Genomic DNA, 26,252 nt, shown 5'->3' with positions numbered 1-26,252 from the left:
GATGCCGTGCACCATTGATAGATCTTTACAAATTCCACAAGTGCTCTAGACTTGCGATAAATGGTAGCGCTAACTGTGGAGATCAAATGAAACAACCGGAAAGCCGCCGATATGTCGTGATGGGCGTATGCGGGTGCGGCAAGAGCACGGTAGGAACGGCACTGGCACAAGCCAGGGGCGTGAACTTCATCGAAGGAGACAAATTTCACCCGGAGGCCAATGTGGCCAAAATGTCGGCCGGCATGCCGCTGACCGACGAGGACCGCGCCGAATGGCTGCTTACATTGCAGGCCGAGATCCGCGCCGCTCGGGAAAAGAATGTGGGGCTGGTGGTGTCGTGTTCAGCGCTGAAGCGCCGCTACCGCGACTTGCTGCGCCAGGGCGACCCGGAACTGCAGTTCGTTCACCTGCAGGGCCCGCGCGACCTGATCGCGAACCGCATGCAGTCGCGCCAGGGCCACTACATGCCGCTCTCGCTGCTGGACAGCCAGCTGCGCGACCTGGAACCGCTGCAGCCCGACGAGGGGGGCGTCAGCCTCGATATCGCACTACCCCCCGATGCGCTGCTAGCGCGCATCGCTTAGCCGTCCTGCCGATCACATTACAAGAAACAACGGAGACAGAAAATGCGTAACCCAGCTCAAAGAACCCTGATCAATCTCGCCGTCGCCAGCGCCTGCGCGCTGATGGCCCTTCCCGGCTACGCCCAGCAGGCGCAGGCCGAAGCAGCGGCGGCCGACAACAGCGCCGCAGCCGCTCCCGCCGCCCAGGCCGCGCCGGAAGCCGCCGAACCAGTCGCTGAAACGACCGTCGTGAAAATCTCCGGCTCGCGCATTGCAGCCCGTGGCTTCACCCAGCCGACGCCGACCACCAGCCTTGGCACGGCCGACCTGGAAAAAGCAGCGAAGCCCAACCTGTTCAACACCATCGCCGAACTGCCGGCCCTGCAGGGCAGCACGGGCCGCGCCACCAGCACCAACAGCACCAGCTCCGGCATTCAGGGCCTGAGCTCCCTGAGCCTGCGCGGCCTGGGTCCGATCCGCACCCTGACCCTGCTGGATGGCCAGCGCGTGGTCGGCGCGAACGTGACCGGCGTGACGGACGTGAGCCAGTTCCCGCAACTACTGGTCAAGCGCGTGGACGTGGTGACCGGCGGCGCCTCCGCTTCCTACGGCTCGGACGCCGTCTCCGGCGTGGTCAACTTCATCACCGACAAGAAGTTCGAAGGCTTCAAGGCCAATGTGGAAGGCGGCGCCACTACCTATGGCGACGACCAGCACGGCACGCTGCAGGCGGCCTTCGGCAAGGCCTTCCTGGACGACAGGCTGCGCGTGGTGGTGAGCGGTGAACTGGGCAAGGAAAACGGCATCGATTCGCCGGGCTTCGGCGAAGTGGGTCCGAACGGCCGCACCTGGTACAAGAACCCGGCCTTCCAGGTCCGCCCGCTGGCCCAGACCAACGACGGCAAGCCGCAGTACCGCTTTATCGAGCACGCGCAGCAGTACCAGTACTCGAAATATGGCCTGATCACCAGCGGCCCGCTGCAGGGCACGGCCTTCGGCGATGGCGGCGTTCCTTACCAGTTCCAGTACGGCTCGAACGGCGTGCCGACCGGCACCGGCGCCGTCACCAACTGTATCAATCCCTTCTGCGTGGGTGGTGACTTGAGCGGCAGCGTGGGCTCCGGCACCAACCTGGCGATGAACCTGAAGCGCAAGGTCGGCTACACCCGCCTGTCCTGGGAACTGAATCCCGAGAACGAGATCTACGCAACCTTCAACTTCGGTTCCGTGGCTTCGCACTTCTCGCCCAACCCTGGCGCAGCCAAGAATGCCAACCTGACCATCCAGTGCAGCAACCCCTACCTGCCTGCGTCCATCGCTGCAGCTTGCGCGGCCAACAACATCACCAGCTTCCAATACGGCACGGCGAACGCGATCTTCCCCGAGAATATCAACGTCCACCCGACCCGTATCCAGAACCGCTTTGTGATCGGCGCCGAAGGCCGCTTCAACGCCTTCGGCAAGGACTGGAGCTACGACAGCTACATCGAGCACGGCAAGAACCGCACGGACATCATCGTGCACGACATCACGCTGAACTCGCGCTATAACGCCGCCATCGACGCCGTGCGCCTGGCAGACGGCAGCATCGCCTGCCGCAACACCGTGGCCCGCTCATCCGGCTGCGTGCCGCTGAACATCATCGGCAACAACCCGGTCAGCCAGGCAGCGTGGAGCTATATCGCGCCGGAGAACGGCCCGGTACAGCGCACCCGCCAGCAGCAGGACGTGGCCAGCTTCAACATCAACGGTGAAGCCTTCGAATCCTGGGCCGGCCCGGTGGCGCTGGCGACCGGCGCCGAATACCGCCGCGAGAAGTACCGCGTGAAAGGCGACCCTTACGGCAACGGCGTGTTCCCGGATTCGCCGAACACCGCCGAGTATCCGGCCGATCCGCTGCTGAATTCGACCGTCGGCAACAACTGGTACGCGGGCAACTACCACAACGGCCAGGGCTCCTATAACGTACGCGAGGCTTACCTGGAGCTGAACGTGCCGGTCCTGAAGTCCGCCACCTGGGGTGAGGCCAACATCAATCTGGCCGACCGCCACACCAAGTACAGCACTTCCGGCCACACCGAAACCTGGAAGCTGGGCGCCAACTGGAAGACCGGCATCGACGGCCTGCGCTTCCGCGCCGTGACTTCGAAGGACGTGCGCGCACCGAACCTGAGCGAACTGTTTGCCGCTCCAGTGGTAGTGAACAACGTGGTGCAGTACCAGGGCAACACGATCTCGATCCAGCAGCGCACCGTGGGCAATACCAATCTGCGTCCTGAAATCGCCCGCAACAATATCTTCGGCGTGGTGATGACGCAGCCAAGCTGGGCGCCTGGCTTCAGCGCTTCCATCGACTACTTCGACATCAAGGTGAAGGAAGTGATTTCCGCGCTGTCCGTGCAGCAGGAAGTGGACCTGTGCGTGGCCGGCAACCAGGAAATCTGCTCGGCGATGGTCCTGAACCAGCCAGGCAGCAATTTCGTGACGGTGCAGGCATTCAACCTGGCTTCGCTGCGCAACAAGGGCTTTGACGTTGAGGCTTCCTACCAGACCCCGCTGGATAAACTGGGCCTGCCCGGCAAGTTCACCCTGCGCGGTCTGGCGACCCGCACGCTGCACTTCATCACCGAATCCGGCGTGGTCGGCACGATTCCGACGGATGGGGCAGGCGTCAACCTGGGCGGCACGCCGAAGTGGAAGGTGCTGGCGCAGCAGACCTGGGAGAACGACAAGGCCAGCGTAACCCTGAGCCAGCGCTGGTTCAGCGATGGCGTGTACAGCAACGAGTACATCGAGTGCCAGACCAACTGCCCGACTTCGACGCTGATCCATCCGACCATCTACGACAACAAGATGAAGGGCGCGCTGTATGTTGACCTGGGCGGTAGCTACAAGTTCTCGAAGCAGCTGTCGGCCTACTTCAAGATCGATAACCTGAACGACCGCGATCCGGCGCCAGCGCCGCAGACCAACGCCAGCTTCGGTATCAACCCGACGCTGTACGACGTGGTCGGCCGCACCTATCGCCTCGGCCTGCGCTACACCTACTAAGCCGGGAACATCGCCGTGTTGGCCTTGTTCTCCGTCCTGGCGGCGGTCGGGCTCCTGACCGTCCTCATCGCCTGGGGCAAGGTCCAGCCACTGATAGCGTTCGTGATTGCGGCGCTGGTGGCTGGCCTGCTCCTCGGGATGCCGCTGCAGAAGATCCCCGGCGCCATTGAAAAAGGCGTCGGCGATCTCCTGGGCTCCCTGATCGTCATCGTCTGCCTGGGCGCCGTCTTCGGCAAGCTGATTGCCGACAGCGGCGCCGCCCAGCGCATCGCCACCACGCTGATCAAGGCGTCTGGCCCTGCGCGCGTCCCGGTGGCGCTGACGATCACCGGTTTCGTGGTCGGCATCCCGCTCTACTACAACGTAGGCTTCGTGTTGCTGGTGCCGCTGATTTTTTCGCTGGTCTACCAGTCCGGACGTCCTGCCGTCGCGCTGGCCGTGCCGCTGCTGGCCGGCCTGTCGATCGCGCACGGCTTCCTGCCGCCGCATCCTTCGCCCGTCGCCCTCGTCGCCCAGTTCCATGCCGACATGGGCAAGACGCTGGTGTACGGCCTGATTGTTGCGGTGCCGACGCTGATCATCGCCGGGCCGGTGTTTGCCATGTCGCTGCGCCACATCCGCGCCGAACCGGCGCCCATGTTCCGCACTGAGTTGCGCCCCGATGCGGAACTTCCCGGCGCCGCCAGAAGCTTCTTCACCGCCCTGCTGCCCGTCATGTTGCTGGCCGCGGCCACGCTGCTGCAGATGGCATGGCCAGGCGCGAACGGCACGCTCTCGCTGCTGGCGAACCCGATGGTCGTGATGCTGCTGTCCTACGCCGTTGCCGTGTTCACGCTGGGCTTAAGCCGCAAACAGCCGCTGCCCGACGTGATGAAAGGCGCGCAGGAAGCCTTGCGTGACATCGCGCCGATCCTGCTGATCATCGCCGGGGCCGGAGCGCTGAAGCAGGTGCTGATCGAATCCGGCGTGAGCGCACAACTGGGCGCGCAACTGGGCAGCCTGCCCATGCCGCCTCTGGTGCTGGCCTGGCTGGTGGCGACGCTGATCCGCATCTGCCTCGGCTCCGCCACCGTGGCCGGCGTCACGGCGGCCGGCATCGTCGGCCCGCTGGTGCAAAGCTCGGGCGTCGATGCCAACCTGATGGTGCTGGCAATCGGCGCCGGAAGCCTGATGTGCAGTCACGTCAACGATTCCGGCTTCTGGATGTTCAAGGAATATTTCGGCCTGTCGCTGAAAGACACTTTCCGCTCATGGACGCTGATGGAAACCCTGGTCGGCGTATTTGGTCTGATTTTCGTGATGCTCTTGTCGCTGCTGGTCAGCAAAGGATAAGCACTAAATGTCGAAACTCCCTCTTCTCACCCTTCTGCTGGCGGCCGCGCTGCCGGCATCCGCCGCATCGATCTCCGCCTTCCAGACCAGGCCGGACGATCCCAGCGCCGCCACCGTGCAAGCCAAAGCCGACGGCAAAACCGACGATACGGACGCGATCCAGAAAGCCATCAATAGCGTGGCCAACGGAGGCCAGGGCGGCGTGGTCTTCCTGCCGTCCGGCCGCTACCGCATCACGCGCAGCATCCTGATTCCGCTGGCTGTGCGTGTGTACGGCGTCGGCCCCACCCGCCCCGTCTTCGTGCTGGCACCGCGTACGCCGGGCTTCCAGAAGGGCGTATCCACGATGGTGGTGTTCACCGGTGGCGACCAGTACACGGTCGGCAAGGTGCCCGTGCCCGTAGCGAGCGCCGTTCCTTTCAGCGAAAACGTGCGCGACGCGAATTCCTCGACCTTCTATTCCGTGCTGTCCAATGTGGACTTTGAAATCGGCGAAGGCAATCCAGCCGCTGCTGCAGTACGCCAGCGCACCGCCCAGCACTCGAACCTGAGCCACATCGACTTCCACATCGGCTCCGGCATGGCCGGCATCTACAACGTGGGCAACGTCGGCTACAACCTGCGCTTCTACGGCGGCCGTTACGGCATCCTGAGCGAGAAGACTTCGCCTGCCTGGCAGTACACGCTGATGGACGCCACCTTCGACGGCCAGCGCGATGCCGCCATCCGCGAGCACGAGGCGGGCCTCACGCTGGCCAACGTCGATATCCGCAACACCCCGGTGGGCGTGGAAATCGACCGCGGCTACGGCGACTGGCTGTGGGGCAGCGATGTGCGCTTCGAGAACGTCAGCAAGGCCGCGCTCATCGTCAGCAATGAGGACAATGTCTACACCCAGGTGGGCTTCGAAAAAACCACTGCACGCAATGTGCCGACCTGGGCGCGCTTCCGCGACAGCGGCAAGACGCTGGCAGGTTCCGGCCGCAGCTACCAGGTCAAGGAATTCACCTACGGTATGGCGCTATCCGACCTCGGCTCGCCCGGCAAGTTCGCCACCAATTTCCAGACCGGCGCGGCGCCGGCGAAGGCTGATCCGAAACGCGTGCTGCGCGCCCTGCCGCCCACCTCGCAGTGGGCCAATGCCCGCAGCTTCGGCGCGATGGGCGACGGCAAGGCCGACGATACGGCAGCGCTGCAGAAAGCCATCGACAGCAACCGCGTGGTCTACCTGCCGCTCGGCTTCTACGTGGTCAATGACACGATCCGCCTCAAGCCGGACACCGTGCTGGTGGGCCTCCACCCCGGCCTCACTCAGCTGGTGCTGCCGAACGGCTCGCCAAAATACCAGGGCGTCGACGGCCCGAAAGCCCTGCTGGAAAGCGCGAAAGGCGGCGACGCAATCGTGACCGGCATCGGCCTCGCCACCGGCGAAGTGAATCAGCGCGCGGTGGCCCTGCTGTGGAAGGCCGGCGAGCACTCGCTGGTGGACGATGTGCGCATCCAGGGCGGCCACGGTACGCGCCTCTATGACGGCAGCCGTTCCGACCCGTACAAGAAGACCTCCAATTGGGACACGACCTGGTTCTGGGACCGCCAATACCCGAGCGTATGGGTAACCGATGGCGGCGGCGGCACTTTCACCGGCATCTGGTCGCCGAGCGGCTATGCGCAGGCGGGCTTCTACGTCAGCAATACGAAAACGCCGGGCCGCGTGTATGAGCTGTCGGCCGAGCACCACATCCGCGCCGAGATCGTGCTGGATGGCGTCGAGAACTGGGAATTCCATGCGCCGCAGACGGAAGAGGAAGTCCGCGACGGCATGGATTCCGTGTCGCTCGAAGTGCGCAACTCGCGCAACCTCCTGTTCGCGAACTATCACGGTTACCGCGTGACGCGCTCGATCAAGCCAGCGCCAGCCGCCGTGATGCTGACCAACTCCAGCGACATCCGCTTCCGCAATGTGCATGTGAATGGCGAAAGCGGCTTTGCCACCTGCGACGACAATGGCTGCGCCACCTATCTGCGCGCCAGCAAGTACCCATACGAGAACGCGATTGTGGACGTGACCAACAAACTCCAGGTACGCGAGCGCGAATTCGCCGTGCTCGATTACACGGGCCAGCAGAAATCGGCGCCGGCGGCATCCGGTGCGGTTACGAAACTCGAAACCGGCTTTTATTCCATCGCCGGCGCCTCGGTGGATGCAAGGGGCAAACTGTATTTCGTCGACCGCCACTTCAAGCGCATCTACAGCTGGGCGAAGGGTGAAGGCCTTGTCGTAGTGCGCGACGCGCCGCTCGATCCGGTCAACACGGCGGTGGACGCCAGCGGCAATGTGATGGTGCTGTCCTCCTACGGTGCGGAGGCTTCCGTCTACAGCTTCAAGCCCGGCACGCCAGGCACGGAGGTCACGATGATCAAGCCGACGCCTGTGGCATCGCGGCCGAACGCGCTGGTGGCAAGCCCTGTCAACTTCTGGAACAACGGCGAGTTCCGCGACCAGCTGAATCCCGAGACTTATCAGTTCACCACGCTGGCCGAGATGTTTGCGCGCGACGCGGCACAAGCCAACGCACGTGAGTACGCATCGCCGGACGGCAGCCTGGTGCTGCCTGCCTACCGCGTATTGCGACAAGGGCCCGCCGACCACCTGGGCTACCGCTGGTCCGACACGCTGCAGACGCACGGCTTCGTGTATGGCCGCGTTGGCGAGCGCATCGTGTTCACCAACGGCTCGGAAAACCGCACCTTCAGCGGCAAGCTGAATGCGGGCGGCGGCATCACGGACCTCAAGCTGGCGGCCAACCGAGGCGGCGAAAGCGCGGCGGTCGATGGCGCGGGCAATGTCTACGTCGCCAACGGCCAGGTCTTCATCTACGGCCCGGACGCACAGGAAAAGGGCCGCATCGACGTGCCTGAACGTCCCTTGCAGCTGATCTTCGGCGGCCCGGACAAGCGCACGCTGTTCATCCTCACTCACCACAGCCTCTATGCGACTCAAATCTGACCTGCGCCGCGCCGCCGGCATTGCCGCCACGGCGCTGTTCCTGCTCCCCAGCGCCAGCGCGCTGGCCCAGCAACCCGCGCCACCCGTCGTCCAGCTCTGGCCGAACGGGGCCCCTGGCTCCGAGCAGCGCCACGGCGAGCCTGAAACGGTGAAGGACAACGCCTATTACAGCAACATCCACGATCCTTCGCTGACCGTATTGCGCGCCGATCCTCGCCACGCCAACGGCGCTGCCGTCATCGTCGTCCCCGGCGGCGGCCACCGCATGCTGGTCTACATTAACGAAGGCCTGGCCGCGGGCAAGAACCTGAACCGCGTCGGCGTGACCGCCTTCGTCCTCAAGTACCGCCTGGCGCGCGACGAGGGCTCCCGCTACACCATCGAAGGCCATGCCGCCTCCGACCTGCGCCGCGCAGTCCGCTGGGTGCGCGCCCACGCGGCGGATTACGGCATCGATCCGCAGCGCATCGGCATCATGGGTTTCTCCGCCGGCGGCGAACTGGTCTCCCTCGTCGCCGACAACCCCGAGCCCACCGCCTCCCCGCGCGCCGACGCCATCGACGCCGTGAGCGCCCGCCCGGATTTCCAGATCCTGATCTACCCCGGTCCCCTCGGCACGCCGGCAAAAGCGCCGCAATCCGCGCCGCCCGCATTCATCGCTGCCGGCTCGCTCGACAAATGCTGCATGCCGCCAGCGCTAACCCTGTACCAGCAGCTGACGAACGCCAACGTCTCCGCAGAACTGCACCTCTATGCGGACACCGACCACGCCTTCAACGTCGGCCAGCGCGGCGAGCGCGTCTCGCTGCAGCACTGGCCGGACCGCCTGTCCGACTGGCTCAGCGACGGCGGCTGGCTGATCCCGCGCGGCAACCGCAAGCCCGATGGCGTGCCCGCACCATAAGGAGAAAACCGTGAAACGCTTAACCATCGCCCTCGCCGTGGCCCTCGCAGCATCGAACGCCGCCGCCGACAGCCAGTTCAAGCTGCTCGTGCTGGCCATCCCGAACAAGTACCACTACGAATACATTCCGATCGCCCGCGACAGCTTCGAAAAGCTCGGCAAGCTGCACTCCTTCGACTTCAACTGGACCAACAAGCCGGAAGTCTTCGAAAAGGAAAACCTGAAGCAGTATGCGGCAGTGGTCTTCCTCAATACGCCCGGCGAAGAACTGAACCCGGCACAGCGGGCGAAGTTCGAGGAATACATGCGCAACGGCGGCAACGCCGTCGTCGTGCACCGTGCGCTGATCACGCCGCCGAACGGGTGGGTGTGGTATGAAAAGATGGTCGGCCGCACCTTCAAGACCCACCCCATGCTGCAAACCGGCGTGGTCACGGTCGCCGACAGCAAATTTCCGGCCAGCTACGGCATCCCCGACCGCTGGATCTGGAGCGACGAATGGTACGAAACCACGAACCCGTTCAACATCAAGGTCAACGCGGTGCTGAAGGTGGACGAATCAAGCTACGACGTGACCAAGATCTGGCCGGGGCAAGTCTCGACCGGCATGAATGGCGACCACCCCGTCAGCTGGTACCACCAATACGAAAAGGGCCGCGTCTTCGTCACGGCCCTTGGTCACAACGGCGAAATGTATCGCGACCCGCAGTACCTGACCCACCTGCTGGGCGGAATCTACTGGGCCGCTACTGGATACGGTGTATCTCGATAGTGGAGTGAACGATTTCCTCATGGACGCCGAGGCGCGCACGCAATTCCTGCGCTGTGAGCCCGGCGTCCGTTGTGACCACGCTTAGCGCGCAGGCATAATGCTGGCGGCCGACGCGCCATACGTGCAGGTCGGCCAGCTTGCTGGCGCCGTCTTCAACCACTTCGCGGATCTCTTCCACCACCGGCGCATCCATTTCGCGGTCCAGCAGCACCTTGCCCGTTTCAGCGATCAGGTTCTTCGCCCACACGGCCACCAGCACCGCGCCGACAATGCCCATCACCGGGTCCAGCCAGCTCCAGCCAAACATCCAGCCGCCAGCCAGCGCAGCAATCGCCAGCACGGACGTTGCCGCATCCGCGATCACGTGCACATAGGCCGACTTGAGATTCAAGTCATGATGACCGTGATGGTGGCCGCCGTGGTGATCGTGACCATGATGATGTCCATGCTCATGCCCATTTGAATGCGCACCGCCCAGGATCACCGCGCAAACGATATTCACCACCAGTCCCACGATGCCGATAATAATCGCGTCCTGGTAATGAATCGGCTGCGGCGCGAAGATGCGCTCGATCGAGCTGAACGCCATCAGCGCCGCGATCCCAAGCAGGAAGACCGCACTCGTATAACCGGCCAGGATCTCCATCTTCCACGTGCCGAAGGCGAAGCGCGCATCCTTCGCATACTTGCGCGCCGCCGAGTAGGCGAATGCGCTCAGTCCGATCGCCAGTGCGTGCGAGCTCATATGCCAGCCGTCCGCCAGCAGGGCCATCGAGCTGAACGCCCAGCCGGCGCCGATTTCAACGACCATCATCGCGGCCGTGATCCACATGACCAGCTTTGTGCTGCGCTCTGCCGCCTGGCTGCCTGCGCCGAAGACGTGACTATGCTTGTAAGCCTCGATATTCATTTCAGATAAGTCCTCACAACGCCGATCAGTTCCTTTGCGCCTTCCGCGCGCTCCGCTTCATCCAGCGCACTGCTGGCAACATGCTCCAGCAGGTGATCCTCGATCACCTCCGCCATCAGCCCATTCATCGCCCCGCGTGCGCCCGCCAGCAGCTGCAGCACTTCCGAACATCCCTGCTCCGCGTCCAGCGCCCGCTCAACCGCCTCAAGCTGCCCGCGAATCCGCTTCACGCGCGCCAGCAGCTTTGCCTTTTCCTTAGTCGTATGCGACACGGCTTCCTCATGAACATATAGGGTAGGGGGGTATACTAACACGATCGCGATCACGACCGGACTTCCAGCGTATTCAGGCCTGAACCGGCGCATGCTGCGCCATCAATTCGGTCACCCAATCGATAAATACGCGCAGCTTCTTGCTTACATGCCGGTTTTCAGGAAACGCAAGGTAAAGCGGCATGGGGTCGATGTGCCAATCCTGGAACAGCTGCACCAGGTCGCCGCGCGCGACAGCGGCCCGGGCCATGTACTCGGGTAACCAGAGCACGCCCAAGCCCGCCAGTGCGGCGGCCAGATAAGCATTGCCGTCGTCGATCGCCAGCGCATGCCTACCCTGCACGCGCACGCTCTCGCCATCGCGTTTCAGCGCGTAGGGGAAAGGCTTGCCGCTGCGGGACCAGCGGAAGCTGACAATGCGATGCTCCGAATCCTGCAGCTCAGCCGGATGCGCAGGCGTGCCGGCGCGCTCAAGATAGCTGGCCGCTGCATACACGCCGAGCGCCAGGTCGCCGACGTGGCGCGCAACGAGAGACTGGTCGGTAAATTCGCCGCCGCGCACGACGCAGTCCACGTTTTCGCCGATCAGGTCTACCTTGCGGTCGCTGGCGCCCATATCGAGTTGAATGTCCGGATAGCGCGCATAAAAGGCAGGCAAGGCGGGCACCAGAATCAAGGTCGCCAACGGCGCCGGCACGTCCACCCGCAACAGGCCCTTGGGCAGGGAGGACGCATTCGGCAGGCCGGTTTCCAGGTCGTCCAGATCGGCCAGCAGACGGACCGCGCGATCGTAATACGCGGCGCCATCTGCCGTGACATTGACCTTGCGCGTGGTCCGGTTCAGCAGCTTGACGCGCAGCCTGACCTCCAGCTGCTGGATGAGCTGGGTTACGCTGGTCCGGCTCATGTGAAGCGTTTCGGCCGCTTTCGTGAAACTGCCGGACTCCACCACCCGAACAAAGGCCTTCATGGCGTCGAATCTGTCCATTGTTTGGATTATACAAATAGTGCTGGAGTCAATTGCTTGTTTATCTGCGGGGGCTGCGTGGCTACAGTTTGTCTTATCTAAACAATGGAGGTATTTGATGAGCAAACGTGACGTAGTTTTCCCGCCGGGCCGGCACTCGCTGTATGAACAGAACCGCTATTCGCCGGCAATCCGCTCCAACGGATTCCTGTTCGTTTCCGGCCAGGTCGGCAGCCGCGAGGAAGGCTCTCCTGAGCCCGGCCTCGAAGCCCAGGTCCGGCGTGCATTCGAGAACCTGAACGCGATCCTGCACGCGGCCAACAGCTCGTTCGACGACGTGGTGGACGTGACCGTCTTCATCGTGGACCCGGAATCGAAGTTCGAGAAGATCTGGAGCGTGGTGCAGGATTACTGGGGCCGTGCCCCTCATCCGACCGTGACCGCCGTTGGCGTGACCTGGCTATACGGCTTCGACTTCGAGATCAAGGTGATCGCGAAAGCCAAGGATTGACGTGCAGCGAAACTGACACGGCGGGGGCCCTTTTCACAGAAGAACCTAAGGCCGCGCTGCTGTCGGAAAACTTTACAACAACGTTAATTGTCGTGCGGCACTCTTTAATAAGTTTCTGTTTTTAAACCGTTAATTCCTTGTGGCACATTACTTGCTCAATGATAGCCATCACTAACACACAGGAAGCAGCATGTCTCTCAAGCACATCTTTGTATTCGCAATTGCAGTTACCGCCGTGGCTTCCGCACAGGCGGGCACGACCCAGTTGATCAGCAATGGCAATTTCGAAACTGGCTCGCTGGCAGGCTGGACTTCAGCTACCACCAACGGCCAACAATTCAACGCGATCGCTAACGGTGGCAACGTTCCTTATAGCGGCCACGCTGTCCAGGCGAACAGCACCGGCGGGACCTTTGTGGCAGTCAGCGATCAGAACGGACCGAGCGGCCAGGCGCTTCTGCAAACATTCACCAAGACTGCCAACGTCAACTCTCTGATCCTGGAGTTCGACTGGTTCGATAATACCCACGCCGCCTTCAATGGCACGGAAATTAACGGCAGCCAGCAAGTTGGCCGGGTTGACATCCTGACCGCAGCTGCAGGGTCGTGGGACGTAACCGGCGGCGTGGTGCAAAATCTGCTGCTGAACGCTGGCTCTGTCACCGGCTACGGCACGACGATCCCGTGGCAGCATTCGAGCTTCGACTTGTCCGGCCTGGCAGCAGGCACCTATCAACTGCGCTTTGCGAATGGCCAAAACAGCTATTTCCAGGAATTTGGTGTCGACAACGTTCGACTGACGGCGGAAGTGCCAGAGCCTTCGAGCATCGCCTTGCTCGGACTGGGCCTGCTTTGCGCCGGCCTGGTACGCCGCAAGTCCGCCAAAAAATAATCGCCGCGCCGCACGCGCTGCATTGGCAGCGCGCATGACGCGGCGCCGCGACACTCAGGCTTTCTCTGGCTTCGCCGTCAGCTCGCCCGCCTTGATGGCGCTCATCAAGCCAAGCAAGGTGCCGAAAGCGTTGTTGTCGGCGCCGCCCATTTGCACTTGCGGAACGAGCGGCACCTTGGCTGCTTCAAACGCCTCGGCCAGGCGCAGCATCACGGTTTGCGTCAGCTGCTTATCCGCGCCCTCGCCCTGCATCGCTTCGGACTTGGCCTGGATCGCGGCCGCTTCCGCCTCGCCCACCGAGCGGATGGCGGACGCGCGACCCGCGCCTTCCATCTCCTGCTTGAAGCGTTCGGCCTGCGAGAGCGCCTCGATCTCCTGGCGGCGCTTCTCGGCAGCCTTCACATTGGCCGCACCCTGGTTTTCCTTGATCGAGATATCCACCAGCGATCCGGTCAGCTCTTTCTGTTTGGCGGCGCGCTGCTCGGCTTCGTTCAGTTCACGCTCCTTATCCGCGGCGATCTGCTTCTGCGCGAAGGTCTCCACCTGTTCGCGCGCGATCTGGCGATCGCGCAGCTGGGCCATGATGTTCTCGATCTTGTTGTCGCCCTGCTGCGGCTTCGGCGTGCCGATCAGCACTTCCTGGAATTCCAGCGAGTAGGCCTGGAAGCGCTGCTTCATGTCTTCCGACGCATTGAGCTGCAATTCGCTGCGCGACTGAATCAGTTCAATGAAGGTCTTGGTCTGCGAGACGTTCTTGAAGTATGAGGACACCATCGGGTCCAGCGTCTGCTCCACCAATTGCGCAACATTGCCGAAGCGCTGCACCACCATCGGCGCCTTGCGGTAGTCGATGTGCACCACGACCGACAGCGGCAGCTGCGGTTCAAACGCGTCCTTGGTAATGAGCGTGATCTCGCGCAGGTTCTTGTCGAAGCTGGAACCGCTTTCGCCCGACTTCCACATCAGCACAAAGTTCGTGGTCGGCACCAGTTCGATCTTGCCGGCGTAGGTGTTGAATGCGTACTTGCCAGGCATGAGCGGATCGCGCCACACGCCGCGGCAACCGCTTTCCACCAACTCACCATGCGTGTACTCGGTGCCGGACAAGTCGGTACCCTTATGGCCGGTATAGGACACGACCACGCCAACATAGCCGACCGGGATCACGGTCTTCCTGATGAACTCCACCGTCGCGAACAGGCGGTTGATGAAGTAAGTGCCTTCCACCAGAACGCGTTCCTGACGGCCGCGGCGTCCGCCGGCGGCGAGGAATTTTTCAGGCTCCTGGAAGGCGTTGTGGGTGTCGCCAACATCCGGCGCCAACAGCTCATCGCGCAGCAGGCCTGGACCATCCTGCACCGTCACCACGGCCAACTGGTCGGAATCGTGCGAGCCGGTGTTTTCCTTGATCACGACTGGCGTGAAGCCGCCGCGCTCATCGAGCACGCCGCGCATCTGCTCGTAGTAGATCTTTTCCTTGGCGTCGAGCGACATCGAGTAAGTCGCTTCCTCCGTCATCACGACAAACAGCGCGGGGTTGATGATGTGGGTACCTTCGCGCAGGATCATGCGCTGCGGGCCTTTCTGCCCGCCGTTGCTCAGGAAAGCGCGCACGTCTCGGAAATCGTCGATGCCGGAATTGTCGGCAAGCGTCTGTCCGGCCGGCAGGTCGATGCCGTCGCGCGCGAAGACGTAGCCGATGGTGCCCTGCGTGACGGACACCATGGGATGAATGTGGACGCGGTATTGGAAGGGCGCGAAGAAATGAAAGCCGCCGCGCAGGAGTTCAGGTTGCAGGCCCGCTTCCGCGTTCAGGGCAAGCAGGCCGCTTTGCACGGAGCCCGAAGAGCTCCAGAGTTTTTCAACGACGCCGATGCGATCGTTGGGAATGTACTTGATCACACCGGACGCCAGGAACAGCATCAGGACAATCAACAGAGCCGCTGCAACTACCATAAGGCCAAATAGCAGGCTTGACATACATACCTTTCGGTTGTGGATAAAGCTGGAAATACGGATGCGTCACGGCGACGCAGATAGGCGCGCGCGAACGTCAGCGACGCGGCGGTGCAGTGACGGGCAATTCGGCAGGGAGATGGCTGGCGGGAGCCAGGCGAGGCAGAGGTTGCGCGCTGAGCGCAGGTAACGCAGGTAACGCAGGATCAGACACGATTTTTGTTGTTGCTCTTCAGTGAATGCTTGAAATCATTCTGGCACGGTTTGATAAAAGTTAAAGGGGCGGCGCCGCGATTGGAGCAGCCCCTCTAAATTTATGCGCTCCTCCGGCGCCATGCGCCAACACTGAGCGACAGGGCCGACACGAGGAAGTAGAACGCGCCAAATCCCGCGTAGCCGGCGACAGTGGCTATCGATGGTACCGCCGGCGTGCGCGCCTGGAAAATGAACACGCCGCCGGCAAGCGCCGACTGCGCACCGCTCAGCACCATCGCCCACTGGGCGCCATACTCCTTCCAGCGGCGCAGTGCCGTGCCGAGTTGCAGCAATCCGGACAGGATGGCCCAGAAGCCGAACACACCGAGCACACGGTTCATGTCAGGCAGCGCAATGCAAAGCGCCACGGCGATCGCCACGCTGACGGCAACATTGAACGCCTGCGTCTTATTTTTCGTCAGGCCGCCGCTTTGCGCGCCGTCGTAACCGTTGGCCAGCGCATCCCAAAGCGGATAAGCCACCAGCAGGATCGCGGCGAGGCTGGCCGAATGCGCCGCGACGCTCAGGGCCAACACGACCCACGCGGCTGAAAAGGCCGCCCGGACATAGTAATACCTCTTCAGCCAGCTTTCCTTGCCGCCTTCCAGTGCAGTTTGCGAGTTTTCCATTTGCAGTCCTTATCTACCTATCAGTTGGTAGGTTTCAAGATTAAAAAAATGCCCCACCAAGACAATCAGCTCTTCGCCGACAAACGCTCCAATTGTGGGTCCATGATGAGGCCGAAGATCCCGGCATCACCGTAAGCACGCGCGGACAGCATGGCGCCATGTACCGTTGCCATAAACGCTTCCGCCTCGACCTGAGGCTCGTTGCGCAGCGAAACAAGCTTTTGCTGCACGCCGCGCTCCAGCACCGACGCCAGCCAGCCCGAGAGATAACGGAAATAGCTTCGTACTTCCAGGGCGACTTCGTCTGGCAGGATAGGCAATTCACTGGCCAGCAATGCGCAAACACAAAACGGCGCGCTCGCGTCGCCAATGCACGTCTTCCAGTACTGGACATAGGCGCGCAATTGCTCGACCGCGTCCGGAATCCCCTGTTCCAGGTTCCTGAGCCCCTCCTCGGTCGCCTGGCGATAGCCGATGACCAGCGCCTTCACCAGATCGACCTTGCTCGGGAAGTGGTGATGTATGCTCGCCTTGCGAATTCCCACCACTTCCGCGATGTCGGCATAACTGAAACCGTTATACCCGCCAGCGATAATCAGCTTGCGGGCACAGGCCAGGATGTCGTCTGCAGTCGTCGATAATTTGCTCATGCACGCAACCTACCTTCTAGTAGGTCAGAAGTCAACAGCATTTCGGGCAAGCGAAAAAGAAGGCTCTTCAGGGGGTGTGCCGATTTTGGATTTTTAGCGTGAAAGAATCAGGTATCAGGGCGAGCTAGTACCTGACTCACCAAAGGCCAGTGTGGTATTAACTCGGACGGCAATCAGGCTTGAACTGGATGGTGTCCCCAGGAGTGGTGTACGAGAAGTGATTCTCAAGGGGCTGGGTCCCGATCAGTTGATCACGGCAGAGAGCCGTGCGGACTGATTGTCGCTCAAGGACTGCAATCCTTCAAGCTGCATGTATCGGCGTTGCAGTGACCACTCGTCATTTTGCTCCAGCATCAAGGCGCCCACGAGCCGGATGATGGCGCGGTCATTGGGGAAGATGCCAATAACGTTAGTGCGGCGTTTGACCTCGGCGTTCAGGCGTTCCAACGGATTGGTGCTGTGAATCTGGGTTCGGTGCGCCTTGGGAAAGCTCATGAAGGATAGAACCTCATATTCGGCGTCATCCATCATGGCAGCCAGCTTGGAGAATTTGGCCCGCAGCTGGTCGGCCACTGTTCGCCACTGTCCGCTGGCTGCCTCGGCGCTTTCCTGCACAAAGATGGTATTGATCATGGCCAGTACGGCCTGGCGCTGGCCTTTACCAACATGCGCCAGGGCGTTACGGATAAAGTGCACACGGCAACGCTGCCAAGTTGTCTTCAACACCTTGCTGGTGGCCGCCTTCAGCCCTTCATGGGCACCCGAGATAACCAGCTTAACGCCACGCAGCCCTCGCCGCGTCAGGCCGCGCAGAAACTCGGTCCAGAAAGGCTCAGCCTCGGAAGGGCCGGTCGCCACGCCAAGGATTTCGCGCACGCCGTCAGTGTTGACGGCCACCGCGATTATCACGGCCACTGACACAACTCGGCCGGCCTGACGCGATTTAACGTAGGTGGCATCGATCCACAGGTAAGGCCAATCGCCTTCGATAGGCCGACCAAGGAAAGCTTGTACCCGCTCATCGATCTCTTCGCACAGCCGCGAGACCTGGCTCTTGGAGACGCCGGTCATGCCCATAGCCTTGACCAGTTCATCGACTGAGCGGGTGGAGATGCCCTGAATATAGGCCTCCTGAATCACCGCTGTTAGCGCCTTTTCGGCTGTGCGCCGTGGCTCCAGGAAGCCGGGGAAATAACTGCCGCTGCGCAGCTTGGGTATTTTGAGATCGACTTTGCCGGCCCGGGTTTCATAAGCGCGGTCGCGATAGCCGTTGCGGCTGTTGATGCGTTCATCACTGCGCTCGCCATAGGCGGCCTGGCAAAGCGCTTCCACGTCCATTTCCATGAGCCGCTGCAAGGCATGTTGCAAGGTCTGACGGATGAAATCTGCATCCGCCCCCTTTTCGGCGAGCTCGGATAGTGCGATAGTGGCGTTGGTCATTGTGTTTCCCTTAGGTTGAGTTAAGGTCTTCGCAAACCCAACATTACCTTAAGAATCACAATGGCCGCCCTCAAGCAGCCTTCCTAAACGCCGACTCCGGCGACCTCTTCATACACCACACCCTGGGGCACCATCTTGAACTGGCTTGATGTATCCAAATTTGTTGAGCGCCTTGAACCAGCGCGGGGCATTGCGCTGCACCGACATGGCCTCATAATCGGCACTGCTATCGCGATAAGGTTGTTCGCGCCTGAGGATGTAATAGATGGTGCGCAGCATCTTGTGAGCGACGGCGACGATAGCGCGCTTATACCCTCGTCGCAATTTCATGGCTTGGAACTTCAATTTGAAGACGCATTTGGTGCGGCTGGCAGCATGTGCAAACTCGCACAGCAGGCGACGGATGTAGTTGTTGCCTTTGCCGGCCTTGCCAGTTTTCCGCTTACCAGCAGATTCGTTATTGCCCGGACAGATACCCACCCAGGAGGCAAGGCGGTCAGCGCTGTTGAACAGCGACATGTCAGTACCGATTTCTACCAGCAGCATGGCTGCGCCTATTAGATCGATACCGGGCATGGTCTGCAGCAATTTTAGCTTGGGCTGCTCATTGGCCAGTTCGCTGAGCAGGCGTGCGTCGAAGCGAGCGATGCGTGCCTCAATTTCGTCGATATGTCGCATTAGCTCATCCAGTACAAAGCGGTGACTCCGGCTCAAGTCTCCTTGCACAGCGTCGAACAGTTCTTCTCTGCTGGCTTTAAAGCGGCGCCCAGCCAGATCGAGTATTTCATGGGGCGCCTTACCTACAATAATGGCTTTGACCATGGCACGGGCCGATTGTCCAAACACATCGCTGACGACGACACTCAGGCGGATGCCGCCATCGCTCAGTATTTTATGCAGGCGATTCTTTTCCGAAGCTAGTTGGCCAACCAGTTTTTGTCGTTGTCGCGCGATAAGACGCAATTCGCGCAATGCAGTGGGTGGCACGAAAGAGGCGCGTAGCAGGCCTGCCCGCGCCAGCATGGCCAGCCAATGCGCGTCTGCCACATCGGTTTTTCGCCCAGGGACATTCTTGACGTGACGCGCATTGACCACTTTGGCCTGAATGCCCACCATTTCCAGCGCTGCATAAGGGCTCTTCCAGTAAATGCCGGTACTTTCCATCACGACTTCGTCAGGCTTCAGAGCGGCTGCCCAAGCTGCGAGCTCCTGGCGATGTCGCTTGAAGGCACCAAATTGCCGCTGCTCAATCCGTTGCGTACCGTCGGCTTCCTCAATTAAGGCGCAGGCAGTGATTTGGCTCTGGTGCACATCCAGGCCAATCACGCGTTTGTAGAGTGTTTGCAGTTCCACATGACCTCCCGCTGTTTTACACTGATGGAGGAAAGCGGCGGATGTGGCCTGAAGTCTGCCTGAGGGCACCGAAGCGCCCACGGCCTTTTTAGCGTGCGCTCTCTAGGAAGCAATCCGGGGTACGGATCAGGTCAAGGGATCATGTTACTAACGGGGTCTGACCGCCAAAAAACACAACGATCTCGATCCGCCGCTTTCTCTCCCCAGTCTAGTTTCTTTCATCCTCCGGGGCGGCGGTGTGCTCCGCCATGCCTGTTACTAATACTCGCTAGAAGCTACTACTGCACGCTAGTCGTCGATATTTCGCCAGAATTTTCGCTATTCGGGGAACTAAATCGCGCCTGCCACCAGGCGCAACCGCGGCGCCTTCGATGGCGGGATACCAATGGAAGCAGGCCTTCGTTACCAATGGAACAGGCTGCGTGCTCGCTTCGGCGGCAAGAACCGCAGTTGCGCGGCCTGAGTCAAGCCAGAGAAGAGCAAAGCGCCCACTTGCCAGCCCGGCAAGAGGGACACCGGACGAGCTGGACGCCGCAAGCGTTGTGCAGCTTGGCGGCTTCCCGGAAGTCCGCGAAGGTGAACGCCCGATGATATTCATTGGGCGCCCCCCGCCTAGCGGTAAATCAGATAATGCTTCAGGCCAGCGCCATTCTAGACTGCGCTACCGGTCTGCACCACAGCCACATGACTGCCGCCGGCACTGTGGAAGATATGGCGGCCATAGCTGGCTTGACCATCGATGACAGGAAAGCCCAGGTCGGCAGCGTATTGCATCAGCTCACCGGTGTAGCGCTTGTAGACGCTTGGGTAAGTCCAGGCATAGCTCGGATACGTACCCAGGCTCGCCGCGATCACCAGTGTCTCTTGCTGATCGGATTGGCTCAGTGAAGCAATAGTGCCAGTGAGCGTCAATTTACCGGCATAGCGCAAGGTATCCGTACGGAAGTAAGTACCGGCCGAAGTGAACACCAAGTCTTCCTTAGGCGACAGGAACAGCGTTGAGCCAATCGGATAATCGCCGTGGTAAGGCGAATCGCCATAGGCAGTGACGGCGTTGCTCGTTGCATCTGTGGTGAAATAGGAAATGTCGACGGGTGACAGGCCCTCAGATACTGCGTAGCCCTTGTGATTAACGGGTGAATACAGTCCGTGCATGGTGCCGTAGAAGTAGCCGAAGCCCGTCACATTCGAAGTGGCGATCGCCTCGCCAGTACGCGTATTGAGCGCGGAGACCGATGGCGAATACCACTGGCCGCCAGTCTGGCCGGCGAGATAGGCAACGCCGCTGTCGGTCAGCATCACCTCCGTCTGCGAACCATTCGTGGCGGAGGTCCGCACAACACTTGCCGTTTGCAGATCCACCAGCGTTACCGATCCTTCATGCAGCACGGCGGCAAGTTTGCCGTCGGCGCTCAGGCTCATCGCCTTGTAAGCGCCCGGCAGCACAACCGACTTGATCAGGCCACTGAAAGGGTCCACGATGCGTAGCGCATCCGGTCCGCTGGACACCATCACCGCCTTATCGAGCGCCTTGCTGTAGCGTGCCGCCAGCGGCGTGAACGGCAACGCGACGGAGCCGCTGAGCTGCGCGAGCACTTTTACGTCCAGCCGCGTGGTGGCCGGACGCTTGCCGTCGCTGACCTTCAGCAGCAGGCTGTAGGTGCCAGGCAGGTCGGGCGTGAAGGCCAGTTCGGCGGCAGCGGGCTTGTCCAGCACCGCGGCCGAACCGACCGGCCTGCTGTCCAGCGTCCAGCTGTAGCTGAGCGCATCGCCGTCTTCGTCATAACTCAGGCCTCCGGACACGGTGACGCTCCCGCCGGCCAGCACAGTCAGCGCCTTCTTGTCCAGCAGCGCGACCGGTGCGTGATTAGTGACAGCCACCGTCAAGTCCTGCTCCGACGCAGCCCCTGCGGGATCAGTCACGCGCAGCCGGACCACGTAGTTGCCGCCGAGATCAGGAGTAAATTTGAGGGCAGCAGTGTTCGATGTGGGCAGCGTGGCATTGCTGCCGGCAGGCTTGGACTGCAATGTCCAGCTATAGCTCAACGCACCCGACTCAGGATCGGAACTCCCTGCGCCGGTGAGCGACACCTCCGCGCCAATCGACGGCGTACCGGAGTCACCCACTAAGGCCAGCACAGCCTTTGGCGCCGCATTGACCGCAGGCGCCGAGCCACCTCCCCACCGCATCCGGCCAACGCCAGCAAGGCCAGCAACATCAGCGACGGCACCCTTCCGGCGCGTGACAGCAATGGTTTCATATCTTGGTCCCTGGTTGGAAAATGCCGAATTGTATTGCCTTTTTTATAAATTGTAAAACGGCAATTAATTGTTTCGCGGCAAAATTCAAACTCAGCGCCCCAAAAAACAAAAATCCCTGCAACCGAATGAGTTGCAGGGATTTATTTACATCCTGGATGATACAGATCTTAGAACGGAATATCGTCGTCCATATCCGAGAAGTTCGGCGCTGGGCGGGCGGCTGGGCGGGGGGCCGGAGCCGGAGCCGGAGCTGCCTGTGGGCGCGGGGCTGGACGGGATGGAGGCGCGTCGTAGCCGCCCATGTCGTCGCCGCCCATGCCGGCGTCACCGCCCATGCCCTGGCGGCCACCCAGCATTTGCATCTGCTCGGCGATGATGTCGGTTGCGTATTTCTCGACGCCGTCCTTGTCCGTGTACTTGCGGGTCTGCAGGCGGCCTTCGACGTAGACGGAGGAACCTTTCTTCAGGTACTGCCCAACGATCTCGGCCAGGCGGCCGAAGAAGGAAATGCGGTGCCACTCGGTCAGCTCTTTCTGCTCGCCGGTGTTGCGGTCTTTGCTGCGGTACGAGGTTGCAACAGCAATGTTGGCGATTGCATCACCGCTTGGCATGTAGCGAATCTCCGGGTCGCGGCCCAGGTTGCCGACGATGATGACTTTGTTAACAGATGCCATGTATTACTCCTGCGTTGAAATGGGCTAAACGGGGATTATATACAGCCGCGGGCAGCCGCCGTCCGATTTTTTAGCGCACGCGAGCAGCAAACCCTCATCACTGGTATTATATACAGTATTTGCCTCATCCGACCTGATCCAGCTCAAAAGGCTCTACTAAATGGAACAAATCCGCATCCGCGGCGCGCGTACGCACAACCTCAAGAACATCAACCTCGATCTGCCTCGAAACAAGCTGATCGTGATCACTGGCCTCTCCGGCTCCGGCAAGTCCTCGCTGGCGTTCGACACGCTGTATGCGGAGGGCCAGCGCCGCTATGTGGAATCGCTGTCCGCCTATGCCCGCCAGTTCCTGCAGCTGATGGAAAAGCCGGACGTGGACCTGATCGAGGGCCTGTCCCCGGCGATCTCCATCGAGCAGAAGGCAACTTCGCACAACCCGCGTTCGACCGTGGGCACGGTGACCGAGATCCACGACTACCTGCGTCTGCTGTACGCACGCGTCGGCACGCCTTATTGCATCAACCATCCGGACCATGCGCTGTCCGCGCAATCGGTATCGCAGATGGTCGATGCCGTGCTGGCCATGCCGGAAGGGACGAAGCTGATGATCATGGCGCCCGTGGTCGCGAACCGCAAGGGCGAGCATGTCGACCTGTTCGAGCAGATGCAGGCCCAGGGCTTCGTGCGCTTCCGCGTGCAGAGCGGCACGCATGAAGCGAAAATCTATGAAGTCGATGACCTGCCTAAGCTGAAGAAGACCGAGAAGCACACCATCGACGTGGTGATCGACCGCGTGAAGGTAAACGCGGACATCAAGCAGCGCCTGGCCGAAAGCTTCGAGACCGCGCTGCGCATTGCGGACGGCCGCGCCGTCGCTTATGAAATGGACACCGGTGTCGAGCACGTGTACTCGAACAAGTTCGCCTGCACTACTTGCGGTTATTCGCTGCAGGAGCTGGAGCCGCGCCTGTTCTCCTTCAACAACCCGATGGGCGCCTGCCCCGAGTGCGATGGCCTGGGCCATATCGAGTTCTTCGATCCGAAGCGCATCGTGGCCTTCCCCAACCTGTCGCTGGCTTCCGGCGCGGTGAAGGGCTGGGACCGACGCAACCAGTTCTACTTCTCGATGTTGACCGCGCTGGGCGCACACTACGACTTCGACCTGGACACGCCATTCGAGCAGTTGCCGGCGAAAGCGCAGGAAGTGATCCTGCACGGTTCCGGCAAGACCGCGATCCCGTTCGCCTACATCAACGAGCGCGGACGCACCGTCGTGAAAGAGCACACCTTCGAAGGCGTGGTGAACAACCTCTCCCGCCGCTACCGCGAAACGGATTCGATGGCGGTGAAGGAAGAGCTGGCGAAGTTCATCAACGAGAAGAAGTGCCCGAGCTGCGAAGGCGCGCGCCTGCGCGTGGAAGCGCGTCACGTGAAGATCGGCTCCGGCAAGCAGGAACGCGCGATCTATCAGATTGCCGAGAAGCCGCTGCGTGACACGCTGAGTTTCTTCGAGCAGCTGAAGCTGCGCGGCGCGAAGAAGGACATCGCGGATCGCGTGATCAAGGAGATCGTGTCGCGCCTGACCTTCCTGAACAACGTGGGCCTGGAGTATCTGTCGCTGGACCGCAGCGCGGACACGCTGTCCGGCGGCGAAGCGCAGCGTATCCGTCTCGCATCGCAGATCGGTTCCGGCCTGACGGGCGTGATGTACGTGCTGGACGAGCCGTCCATCGGCCTGCACCAGCGCGACAACGACCGCCTGATCGACACGCTGAAGCACTTGCGCGACATCGGCAACTCCGTGCTGGTGGTGGAGCACGATGAAGACGCTATCCGCACCGCGGACTACATCGTGGACATGGGCCAGGGCGCCGGCGTGCACGGCGGCGACGTGATCGCTTCCGGCTCGCTGAAGGAAATCCTGAAGTCGAAGGACTCGTTGACCGCGCAATACCTGAGCGGCAAGCTGAAGATCGACGTGCCGAAGAAGCGCCATCAGGCGGACGCGACCCGTCAGCTGGTGATCAAGGGCGCTACCGGCAATAACCTGAAGAAGGTGAACCTGTCGCTGCCGGTCGGGCTGCTGACCTGCGTGACGGGCGTTTCCGGTTCGGGCAAGTCCACGCTGGTGAACGACACGCTCTACCCTGCCCTGTCGCGCCACCTGTATGGTTCGCAGACCGAGCCTGCGCCGCACGATTCGATCAGCGGCCTGGAACACTTCGACAAGGTGATCTCGGTCGACCAGGCGCCGATCGGCCGCACGCCGCGTTCGAATCCGGCCACTTACACGGGTGTGTTCACGCCGATCCGCGACCTGTTCGCGACGGTGCCGACCGCCAAGGAACGCGGCTACTCGGCGGGCCGCTTCTCCTTCAACGTGAAGGGCGGCCGCTGCGAAGCCTGCCAGGGCGATGGCGTGATCAAGGTCGAGATGCACTTCCTGCCGGATGTGTACGTGCCTTGCGACGTCTGCCACGGCAAGCGCTATAACCGCGAAACGCTGGAAGTCCACTACAAGGGCAAGAGCATCACCGAAGTGCTGGACATGACGGTGGAAGATGCGCACGAGTTCTTCAAGGCCGTGCCGGTCATCGCGCGCAAGCTGCACACGCTGCTGGATGTGGGCTTGGGCTATATCAAGCTGGGCCAGTCGGCGACCACGCTGTCGGGCGGCGAGGCGCAGCGCGTGAAGCTGTCGCTGGAACTGTCCAAGCGTGATACGGGCCGTACGCTGTATATCCTGGACGAGCCGACCACCGGCCTGCACTTCCACGATATCGACCTGCTGCTGAAGGTGATCCACCGCCTGCGCGACCAGGGCAACTCGCTGGTCATCATCGAGCACAATCTGGACGTGATCAAGACCGCGGACTGGATCGTGGACCTCGGACCGGAAGGCGGCTCGGGCGGCGGTCAGATTATCGCCACCGGTTCGCCGGAGGAAGTGGCGGCGAATCCGGCTTCCGTCACAGGCAAGTATTTGGCGCCGTTGTTGAAGAAGTAAGAACCCACGGCGTAACCCTGGTGTCTGCCACATCGTGGCAGACACCTGATTTGCGCCGTTGGTTTTCTCAGGCGGCGCGGCGCGCAGATATCAGCCACTGTTCCAGTTGCCCAAGCCGGTCATAACCCCAGAACGGCTCATCCTCTACCATTACAAACGGCACGCCGAACACGCCGCGCGCCAGCGCCAGCTCGTTGCCCTGCTTGAACTGTGCTTTGATGGCCGGCTCAGCCAGCCCAGCCGCGAAAGCAACGCGATCGACACCCAGTCCCGCCGCGATCCCTTGCAGCACAGCTACGTCAGCAATATCCACCGCGTCGCCGTAGTAGGCTTGGAAGCAGGTGCGGGCAAAGGCCAGCGCAATCTCCTCGCCGTGATGCGCGCGCAGCCAGAGCATCGCGCGCCCAGGCGCCAGCAGCGGCTGGGGAAAGGCCTTACACAAGCGCAGAGGTATCCCTTCCGCCAGCGCGGTGCGATGCATGTCGCGCAGCACATATTGCCATTTGATCGGCACCATCGGCGACGGCAGCACCCCGGTGCTGGTGGTCAGCGCCGTCAGCATCAGCGGATGCCAGCGCACGACGCAGCCGTGATCCGCAGCGAGCCGGTCGATGCGCCGCGACGCGAAGTAAGAATAGCCGGACGCGAAATCGAAGTAGAAATCGAGCACCATGGCCGTGTCTCAGAATTCGAAGTCGTCGTTACTGCTCGGCAGGCCGCGCAGCAGGCCCATCAGGTCGGAACGATAGATGTAATAGATGCCAACCGGCACCAGGAGCAGCAGGAATCTCATTTCAGCCTCCAATTTCGCACACATGTGCGAAATATGTTTGAAAAAAGTG

The 26,252-nt window shown here is 61.5% G+C and carries 20 protein-coding genes; 9 read left to right on the top strand and 11 right to left on the bottom strand.

Annotation, left to right across the window (positions count from 1 at the left end):
* The first annotated feature begins 86 nt into the window (after positions 1 to 86).
* Genes ACHMW6_RS35695 through ACHMW6_RS35670 form a run of 6 tightly spaced genes read left to right on the top strand, consistent with a single transcriptional unit; the run spans position 87 to position 9,629 of the window.
* On the top strand, positions 87 to 584 hold the full coding sequence (locus ACHMW6_RS35695; protein ID WP_395404428.1) for a gluconokinase: 498 nt from the start codon (positions 87 to 89) through the stop codon (positions 582 to 584).
* A gap of 42 nt (positions 585 to 626) precedes the next feature.
* Positions 627 to 3,614: a TonB-dependent receptor plug domain-containing protein gene (locus tag ACHMW6_RS35690; protein WP_395404426.1), complete on the top strand. Its 2,988-nt coding sequence runs from the start codon at positions 627 to 629 to the stop codon at positions 3,612 to 3,614.
* Between the two features lie 15 nt (positions 3,615 to 3,629).
* Positions 3,630 to 4,946: a gluconate:H+ symporter gene (locus ACHMW6_RS35685; protein WP_395404424.1), complete on the top strand. Its 1,317-nt coding sequence runs from the start codon at positions 3,630 to 3,632 to the stop codon at positions 4,944 to 4,946.
* Positions 4,947 to 4,953: 7 nt separating this feature from the next.
* Positions 4,954 to 7,953 carry a glycosyl hydrolase family 28-related protein gene (locus ACHMW6_RS35680; RefSeq protein ID WP_395404422.1) on the top strand — a complete coding sequence of 1,000 codons (3,000 nt, stop codon included), beginning with the start codon at positions 4,954 to 4,956 and terminating at the stop codon, positions 7,951 to 7,953.
* Entirely contained in the window at positions 7,937 to 8,857 is a 921-nt protein-coding gene (locus tag ACHMW6_RS35675; RefSeq protein WP_395404420.1) for an alpha/beta hydrolase, read from the top strand. Before ACHMW6_RS35680 ends, ACHMW6_RS35675 begins: the two co-directional genes overlap by 17 nt.
* Positions 8,858 to 8,867: 10 nt before the next feature.
* Positions 8,868 to 9,629: a ThuA domain-containing protein gene (locus tag ACHMW6_RS35670; RefSeq protein ID WP_395404418.1), complete on the top strand. Its 762-nt coding sequence runs from the start codon at positions 8,868 to 8,870 to the stop codon at positions 9,627 to 9,629.
* On the opposite strand, the gene dmeF is transcribed toward ACHMW6_RS35670, so the two are convergent.
* The 3 genes from dmeF to ACHMW6_RS35655 form a co-directional block, all read right to left on the bottom strand.
* On the bottom strand, positions 9,604 to 10,539 hold the full coding sequence (gene dmeF / locus ACHMW6_RS35665; protein WP_395404416.1) for a CDF family Co(II)/Ni(II) efflux transporter DmeF: 936 nt from the start codon (positions 10,537 to 10,539) through the stop codon (positions 9,604 to 9,606). The genes ACHMW6_RS35670 and dmeF overlap by 26 nt on opposite strands.
* Positions 10,536 to 10,811, bottom strand: coding sequence for a metal/formaldehyde-sensitive transcriptional repressor (locus ACHMW6_RS35660; RefSeq protein WP_395404414.1), 276 nt, complete (start codon positions 10,809 to 10,811; stop codon positions 10,536 to 10,538). Before ACHMW6_RS35660 ends, dmeF begins: the two co-directional genes overlap by 4 nt.
* A gap of 73 nt (positions 10,812 to 10,884) precedes the next feature.
* Complete coding sequence (locus ACHMW6_RS35655) at positions 10,885 to 11,799, bottom strand: LysR substrate-binding domain-containing protein (protein ID WP_395404412.1); 915 nt, start codon at positions 11,797 to 11,799, stop codon at positions 10,885 to 10,887.
* 97 nt (positions 11,800 to 11,896) lie between these two features.
* Between ACHMW6_RS35655 and ACHMW6_RS35650 the strand changes: the two genes are divergently transcribed.
* A complete protein-coding gene (locus ACHMW6_RS35650) occupies positions 11,897 to 12,289 on the top strand; it encodes a RidA family protein (RefSeq protein ID WP_395404410.1) in 393 nt (130 codons plus the stop codon).
* 190 nt (positions 12,290 to 12,479) lie between these two features.
* Positions 12,480 to 13,181, top strand: coding sequence for a PEP-CTERM sorting domain-containing protein (locus ACHMW6_RS35645; RefSeq protein WP_395404408.1), 702 nt, complete (start codon positions 12,480 to 12,482; stop codon positions 13,179 to 13,181).
* Between the two features lie 54 nt (positions 13,182 to 13,235).
* Here ACHMW6_RS35645 and ACHMW6_RS35640 read toward each other — a convergent pair whose 3' ends face one another.
* From ACHMW6_RS35640 to ssb, 7 genes are all read right to left on the bottom strand, one after another.
* Entirely contained in the window at positions 13,236 to 15,116 is a 1,881-nt protein-coding gene (locus ACHMW6_RS35640; protein ID WP_395404406.1) for an SPFH domain-containing protein, read from the bottom strand.
* A 335-nt stretch (positions 15,117 to 15,451) separates the two neighbouring features.
* Positions 15,452 to 16,021: a DUF308 domain-containing protein gene (locus tag ACHMW6_RS35635; protein WP_395404405.1), complete on the bottom strand. Its 570-nt coding sequence runs from the start codon at positions 16,019 to 16,021 to the stop codon at positions 15,452 to 15,454.
* Between the two features lie 65 nt (positions 16,022 to 16,086).
* Positions 16,087 to 16,671, bottom strand: a complete 585-nt coding sequence (locus tag ACHMW6_RS35630) for a TetR/AcrR family transcriptional regulator (RefSeq protein ID WP_395404403.1) — start codon at positions 16,669 to 16,671, stop codon at positions 16,087 to 16,089.
* Between the two features lie 243 nt (positions 16,672 to 16,914).
* Entirely contained in the window at positions 16,915 to 18,111 is a 1,197-nt protein-coding gene (locus ACHMW6_RS35625; protein WP_395404401.1) for an IS256 family transposase, read from the bottom strand.
* A gap of 108 nt (positions 18,112 to 18,219) precedes the next feature.
* The gene (locus tag ACHMW6_RS35620) at positions 18,220 to 19,464 is read right to left on the bottom strand and encodes an IS110 family transposase (RefSeq protein ID WP_395404399.1); all 1,245 of its coding nucleotides are present in this window, start codon (positions 19,462 to 19,464) and stop codon (positions 18,220 to 18,222) included.
* A gap of 651 nt (positions 19,465 to 20,115) precedes the next feature.
* Positions 20,116 to 21,603, bottom strand: coding sequence for a PKD domain-containing protein (locus ACHMW6_RS35615; protein ID WP_395404397.1), 1,488 nt, complete (start codon positions 21,601 to 21,603; stop codon positions 20,116 to 20,118).
* Between the two features lie 290 nt (positions 21,604 to 21,893).
* Positions 21,894 to 22,400: a single-stranded DNA-binding protein gene (gene ssb / locus ACHMW6_RS35610; protein ID WP_395404395.1), complete on the bottom strand. Its 507-nt coding sequence runs from the start codon at positions 22,398 to 22,400 to the stop codon at positions 21,894 to 21,896.
* A gap of 160 nt (positions 22,401 to 22,560) precedes the next feature.
* On the opposite strand from ssb, the gene uvrA reads away from it, so the two are divergent.
* Positions 22,561 to 25,410 (top strand): excinuclease ABC subunit UvrA, encoded by a 2,850-nt coding sequence (gene uvrA, locus ACHMW6_RS35605; protein ID WP_395404393.1) that lies wholly within the window; start codon positions 22,561 to 22,563, stop codon positions 25,408 to 25,410.
* A gap of 67 nt (positions 25,411 to 25,477) precedes the next feature.
* Here uvrA and ACHMW6_RS35600 read toward each other — a convergent pair whose 3' ends face one another.
* Complete coding sequence (locus tag ACHMW6_RS35600) at positions 25,478 to 26,083, bottom strand: 2-hydroxychromene-2-carboxylate isomerase (RefSeq protein WP_395404391.1); 606 nt, start codon at positions 26,081 to 26,083, stop codon at positions 25,478 to 25,480.
* Positions 26,084 to 26,252: the final 169 nt, after the last annotated feature.

The organism is Pseudoduganella sp. UC29_106, from assembly GCF_044055365.1.
Lineage (GTDB): Bacteria > Pseudomonadota > Gammaproteobacteria > Burkholderiales > Burkholderiaceae_D > Rugamonas.
This window is presented reverse-complemented; position numbering and strand designations above follow the sequence as displayed.

Coding starts and splice junctions, on each gene's coding strand:
- ACHMW6_RS35680 (WP_395404422.1), top strand. CDS start 4,954: ATGTCGAAACTCCCTCTTCTCACCCTTCTGCTGGCGGCCGCGCTGCCG.
- ssb (WP_395404395.1), bottom strand. CDS start 22,400: ATGGCATCTGTTAACAAAGTCATCATCGTCGGCAACCTGGGCCGCGAC.
- ACHMW6_RS35600 (WP_395404391.1), bottom strand. CDS start 26,083: ATGGTGCTCGATTTCTACTTCGATTTCGCGTCCGGCTATTCTTACTTC.
- ACHMW6_RS35690 (WP_395404426.1), top strand. CDS start 627: ATGCGTAACCCAGCTCAAAGAACCCTGATCAATCTCGCCGTCGCCAGC.
- ACHMW6_RS35650 (WP_395404410.1), top strand. CDS start 11,897: ATGAGCAAACGTGACGTAGTTTTCCCGCCGGGCCGGCACTCGCTGTAT.
- ACHMW6_RS35645 (WP_395404408.1), top strand. CDS start 12,480: ATGTCTCTCAAGCACATCTTTGTATTCGCAATTGCAGTTACCGCCGTG.
- ACHMW6_RS35630 (WP_395404403.1), bottom strand. CDS start 16,671: ATGAGCAAATTATCGACGACTGCAGACGACATCCTGGCCTGTGCCCGC.
- dmeF (WP_395404416.1), bottom strand. CDS start 10,539: ATGAATATCGAGGCTTACAAGCATAGTCACGTCTTCGGCGCAGGCAGC.
- ACHMW6_RS35675 (WP_395404420.1), top strand. CDS start 7,937: ATGCGACTCAAATCTGACCTGCGCCGCGCCGCCGGCATTGCCGCCACG.
- ACHMW6_RS35655 (WP_395404412.1), bottom strand. CDS start 11,799: ATGGACAGATTCGACGCCATGAAGGCCTTTGTTCGGGTGGTGGAGTCC.
- ACHMW6_RS35635 (WP_395404405.1), bottom strand. CDS start 16,021: ATGGAAAACTCGCAAACTGCACTGGAAGGCGGCAAGGAAAGCTGGCTG.
- uvrA (WP_395404393.1), top strand. CDS start 22,561: ATGGAACAAATCCGCATCCGCGGCGCGCGTACGCACAACCTCAAGAAC.
- ACHMW6_RS35625 (WP_395404401.1), bottom strand. CDS start 18,111: ATGACCAACGCCACTATCGCACTATCCGAGCTCGCCGAAAAGGGGGCG.
- ACHMW6_RS35695 (WP_395404428.1), top strand. CDS start 87: ATGAAACAACCGGAAAGCCGCCGATATGTCGTGATGGGCGTATGCGGG.